Below are 4,273 nucleotides of genomic sequence, written 5' to 3'. Positions count from 1 at the left end.
GGCATCCCCACCAGCCGGCCACGCCCTCACCGACAGCCCACCTCCCACCGACAGCCCACCTCCCACCGACAGCGCAGTTCCCATCGAGAGCGCAGTTCCCGACAACGGGCGGCCGGGCTCAGTGTTCTCGCACCAGCCGCCCGTCCGCGGTGAGCCGGACGACGGCGTCGAGCCGGAGCCGGTCGAGGAACGCCCGGTCGTGGCTGACGACGAGGAGCCCGCCGCGGTAGACGGTGAGCGCCGCGACGAGCTGGTCGACGCTCGGGATGTCGAGGTCGTTGGTCGGCTCGTCCAGCACGAGCAGCTCCGGTGGCGGGTCGGCCAGGAGCAGCCGCGCGAGGGCGACGCGGAAGCGCTCGCCGCCGGAGAGCGTGCCGACCTGCCGGTCGACGACGTCCCCGCGCAGCAGCAGGCGAGCGAGCCGGTTGCGCACCTGGCCGGGTGGCACCTGGGGTACCGCCGCACGCACCACGTCCAGCACCGTCCGGTCGTCGGGGAGGTCGACCCCCTGGGGCAGGTACCCGGTGCGGACCCTCAGCTCGGGCAGCAGCCGGCGCAGCAGCGTCGTCTTACCGATCCCGTTCGCCCCGACCAGGGCGATGCGCTCCGGCCCCTGGAGGACGACGGTGCGCCCGTCGCTGCTCGGCAGCTCGGCGAGCCGCCGGCTGCGGGGGACCCGCGGGTCGGGCAGGTCGACGCGGATGCTCTCCTCGTCCCGGACTGCCTCCTCGGCGACCGCGACAGCCGCGCGCGCGGCCTCCAGCCGGGCGTTGGCGAGCCCGCGCCGCGCGGCCTGCCCCTTCTCGGCGGCGTCACGCCGCGCGCTGAGGACGATCGGAGGGTACTTGGCGTTCTCGCGGTCCCGCTGCCCCTGCCGGCGGCTCTGGGCGATGCGCTGCTCAGCGACCAGCCGGTCGCGCTTCTCCCGCCGCAGCGTCTGCTCGGCGGCCCGCAGCGCCTGCCGGGCAGCCGCCTGCTCGGCGGCGAGCCACTCGCGGTAGGCGCTGTACGGACCGCCGTAGACGGTGAGGCCGCCGGCGCGGAGCTCGGCGGTCTCGTCCATGAGGTCGAGGAGCGCGAGGTCGTGGCTGACGACGATGAGCGCGCCGCGCCACTGGCGCACGAGCTCGTAGAGGCGGTCGCGGGCGTCGAGGTCGAGGTTGTTCGTCGGTTCGTCGAGGAGCGCGACATCCGCGCCACGCATCCTGACCCCGGCGACGGCAGCGAGCATCGCCTCCCCGCCGGACAGCGCGGTGACGGGACGGTCGAGGTCGGGCGGCAGGTCGAGTGCAGCGAGCTCGGCCCGCGCCCGTTCCTCGACGTCCCAGGCGGTCCCGACGGTGTCGAAGTGCGCCGGGTCGGTTGAGCCCTGCTCGATGGCGCGCAGCGCCGCGAGCACCGGGCCGATGCCCAGGAGGTCGGCGAGGGTGGCTCCCGGCACGGCGGTCAGCCGCTGCGGGAGATGGTCCACCAGGCCGGAGACAGTGACGGAGCCGGCCGTAGGCGTGAGGTGGCCGGCGATCAGCCGCAGCAGGGTGGACTTACCGGCGCCGTTGGCGCCGACCAGGCCGGTGCGGCCGCGCCCGAAGGCGCCGGCGACGGCGTCCAGGGCGACGGTGCCGTCCGGCCAGGTGAACGTGAGGTCGTGCAGCACGACCGAGGGGGACGGAGCGGACATGAGGGCCTTCCGGGTCGCGGTGGTGCGCCGCGCCCGCGGACGGGCGTCAGCGCGTGGTGCTGGTACCGCTCCGGTGCCTCATCCGGTCCTTATCCTCTGCTGTCCCCTCACACACGCGGCGGGCCCGCGGGGACGGTCGCCAGTCTGCGCACCCCGCGACGACCGGAGCAAGCGAATTCCGGACAGCCCTTTGCAATCTATCGAGTTTCGATAGATTATTGTCGTCTCTCGACAGAAGGAGTCCGTCATGGGCAGGTACGCCGTCCTCGCACTGCGCGTCATCCTCGCGACGGCGCTCGCCGGCTCGCTCGTCGTCCAGCTCGCCCTGCTCCCACTGCTGTGGCTCGACATGGCGGACCTCGCCGCCGGGGTGCGGATCGCGCTCGTCGCGATCTTCTTCCTCGGGGTCGTCAGCCTCCAGGTGGTCGGGGTGTGCATCTGGCGGCTGCTCACCATGGTCCGGGCAGACACCGTCTTCTCCTCCGCCGCGTTCCGCTACGTCGACATCGTCATCGGCGCGATCGCCGCGGCCGCCGTGCTCGTCCTCGGCATCGCCGTCGTCGCCGCGTACGTCAACCGCACGACCCCGGGCGACGAGGTCGCCCCCGGTGTGGTCGGACTCATCTGCGGAGCAGCGCTCGTCGTCGGCGGTGTCGCGCTCGTCGTCTACGTCATGCGCACGCTGCTCGTCCAAGCGGTGGAGACCGCTGCCCACGCCCGGCACCTGCGCGCCGAGCTGGACGGGGTGATCTGATGCCCATCATCGTCGACATCGACGTCATGCTCGCCCGACGCAAGATGTCCGTCGGCGCGCTCGCCGAGCGGGTGGGCATCACGCCGGCGAACCTCGCCGTGCTGAAGAACGGTCGTGCCAAGGCGGTCCGGTTCACCACCCTCGCGGCGCTCTGCGAGGCGCTGGAGTGCCAGCCCGGTGACCTCCTGCGCTACGAGCCCGACGACGCCGACGCCGCCCCTGCAACCGCCTCGTCCCGGAGCCGGGACGAGGGGACGGCCCGGTGACCCGGCCCGGGCGGCGCGGCGACCGCGTCCCCACGCGGTGAACCGGTCCGCTCCGGCCGCGCCTCCCCACAGGTCAGCACATCCGACACTCCGCAGCCCGTCCGGTGGGCCGTAGCCCATGCCCGATGCGCTGACACTCGGGCGAGTAAGGAGGCGGGCGGCGCGGCCCCCGCTCAGTCGTCGAGCTCGAAACGCAGCACCTCACCGCCTCCGGCCAGGATGCTCCGGTTCGACAGGTAGACCGTGTCGCGGTGGACGGCCAGGCCACCGGGGGCGAAGAGCAGCGGCCCGCCATCCTCGTCGGTGAGCGGCTCACCCGCGTCGTCGACGAAGAGCTCGTGCCGCTCGTCCGGGTGACGCCGCGGGACGAGGAAGAGGGCACCGGTCCAGTCCCCTGCGGTGAACGCGTAGAGCAGCGACCGGCGGGCGATCTGGAGCACGAGGAGGTCGCCGTCGGGGGTGAAGGCGAGGTCGATGATGTGGGTGAAGCCGTCGGCGTAGACCTCCGGCTCGGCCCCGGGCTCCCACCGCCAGACCGTCGCCGCGCCCTCGCCGAACGGACCGCCGGTGAGCTGGCCGATGTAGTAGGCACCGCCCGGGCCGCGGACCACCGCGTTGGGCACCGCCTGCGCCGGTGCCTGCACGGTGCCGTCGCCACCAGCCGGCGGCGGCACCGTGACGAGCTCGTCGGGGAAGACGTGCTCCAGCTCGACCGAACCGTCCCGGCCCACCGTGAGCAGCGAGTTCCCGCCCGCGTCGACGACGACGTGGCCGCGCCGCCCGGCGACCAGCGCGTACGGGTTGGTGTCCACCGTCCCGCCCGCCGGGTTCGTCTCCGCCTCGACGTCGCCGAGGTCGGCGACCTCACGGACGGTGCCGCGCCGAAGGTCGACGCGGCCCAGGGTGGCCAGCTGCGCGGCGAGGTCGTCGTCCCCGAGCGCGGCCTGGCGGAGGCTCGGGTCACCGCCGAGCCCGATCGTGGCGAACAGCCGGCCGCGGCTGTCGACGGAGACGTCGGTGACCCCCAGCGCATTGCCACCGCCGGGAGGGGCGACCGAGGGCAGCCCGTCGACCACCGTGCGGAAGCGCACCGTGCCACGGGCGTGGCGGTGCCGGCGGTGCGTGTCGAGCAGGCCGATGGCCCCGGTGTCCCCGAGACAGGTCAGGCCCTCCGGTCCGGTGAAGCACGGCAGGTCCAGGGCGGCGGCCTCCTCCGCCGTCATCCCGGGCGTCGCCGCGTCCGTCCCGCGGCCGGAGAGCGCGACGTAGACGTCGCCCCGGCGGTCGGCGACGAGCCCTCGCGGGTTGTCCAGGCCGGACGCGACCGTCGTGAGGTCGTCGATGCGGTACTCGTGACGGTGTCAGTGGCCGTGGCCACGCCCGCCGCCGTAGCGGTCGGCGTCCGCCGCGCTCGCGGAGACACCGACCAGGGGGACGACGAGCATCGTCGCCGTGAGGCCTGCGGCCAGGAGCCGGGATCTGCGCACAGCACACCTCCTACCGCCGGTCGACCCGGGCTGGCGGGGCAGGGTCGGGTCAGGGTAGGGGCCTCGTGTCATCGCGGCCTGCGGGTGA

Annotated in this window: 5 protein-coding genes; 2 read left to right on the top strand and 3 right to left on the bottom strand. The window is 74.1% G+C overall.

Going from position 1 to position 4,273, the window contains the following annotated elements; translation table 11 throughout:
- Nucleotides 1-118 precede the first annotated feature (118 nt).
- Nucleotides 119-1,678, bottom strand: coding sequence for an ATP-binding cassette domain-containing protein (locus Q0195_RS00655; protein WP_299273180.1), 1,560 nt, complete (start codon nt 1,676-1,678; stop codon nt 119-121).
- 247 nt (nt 1,679-1,925) lie between these two features.
- Between Q0195_RS00655 and Q0195_RS00650 the strand changes: the two genes are divergently transcribed.
- Both Q0195_RS00650 and Q0195_RS00645 read left to right on the top strand, forming a co-directional pair.
- Nucleotides 1,926-2,432: a DUF2975 domain-containing protein gene (locus Q0195_RS00650; RefSeq protein ID WP_299273178.1), complete on the top strand. Its 507-nt coding sequence runs from the start codon at nt 1,926-1,928 to the stop codon at nt 2,430-2,432.
- Nucleotides 2,432-2,698 (top strand): helix-turn-helix transcriptional regulator, encoded by a 267-nt coding sequence (locus tag Q0195_RS00645; protein ID WP_299273176.1) that lies wholly within the window; start codon nt 2,432-2,434, stop codon nt 2,696-2,698. The genes Q0195_RS00650 and Q0195_RS00645 overlap by 1 nt, the downstream gene beginning before the upstream one ends.
- A gap of 173 nt (nt 2,699-2,871) precedes the next feature.
- Here the strand turns inward: Q0195_RS00645 and Q0195_RS00640 are convergent, their stop codons facing one another.
- Both Q0195_RS00640 and Q0195_RS00635 read right to left on the bottom strand, forming a co-directional pair.
- Nucleotides 2,872-4,041, bottom strand: a complete 1,170-nt coding sequence (locus tag Q0195_RS00640; protein ID WP_299273183.1) for a ScyD/ScyE family protein — start codon at nt 4,039-4,041, stop codon at nt 2,872-2,874.
- A gap of 18 nt (nt 4,042-4,059) precedes the next feature.
- The gene (locus tag Q0195_RS00635) at nt 4,060-4,185 is read right to left on the bottom strand and encodes a hypothetical protein (RefSeq protein WP_299273173.1); all 126 of its coding nucleotides are present in this window, start codon (nt 4,183-4,185) and stop codon (nt 4,060-4,062) included.
- Nucleotides 4,186-4,273: the final 88 nt, after the last annotated feature.

The organism is uncultured Georgenia sp. (assembly GCF_937958535.1).
Lineage (GTDB): Bacteria > Actinomycetota > Actinomycetes > Actinomycetales > Actinomycetaceae > Oceanitalea.
Note: the sequence above shows the minus strand (reverse complement) of the source record. Positions and strands in the feature narration are given on the sequence as shown.

What these genes read in the sequence shown, in the direction of transcription:
- Q0195_RS00650 (WP_299273178.1), top strand. Translation starts at nt 1,926, where the DNA reads ATGGGCAGGTACGCCGTCCTCGCACTGCGCGTCATCCTCGCGACGGCG.
- Q0195_RS00645 (WP_299273176.1), top strand. Translation starts at nt 2,432, where the DNA reads ATGCCCATCATCGTCGACATCGACGTCATGCTCGCCCGACGCAAGATG.
- Q0195_RS00655 (WP_299273180.1), bottom strand. Translation starts at nt 1,678, where the DNA reads ATGTCCGCTCCGTCCCCCTCGGTCGTGCTGCACGACCTCACGTTCACC.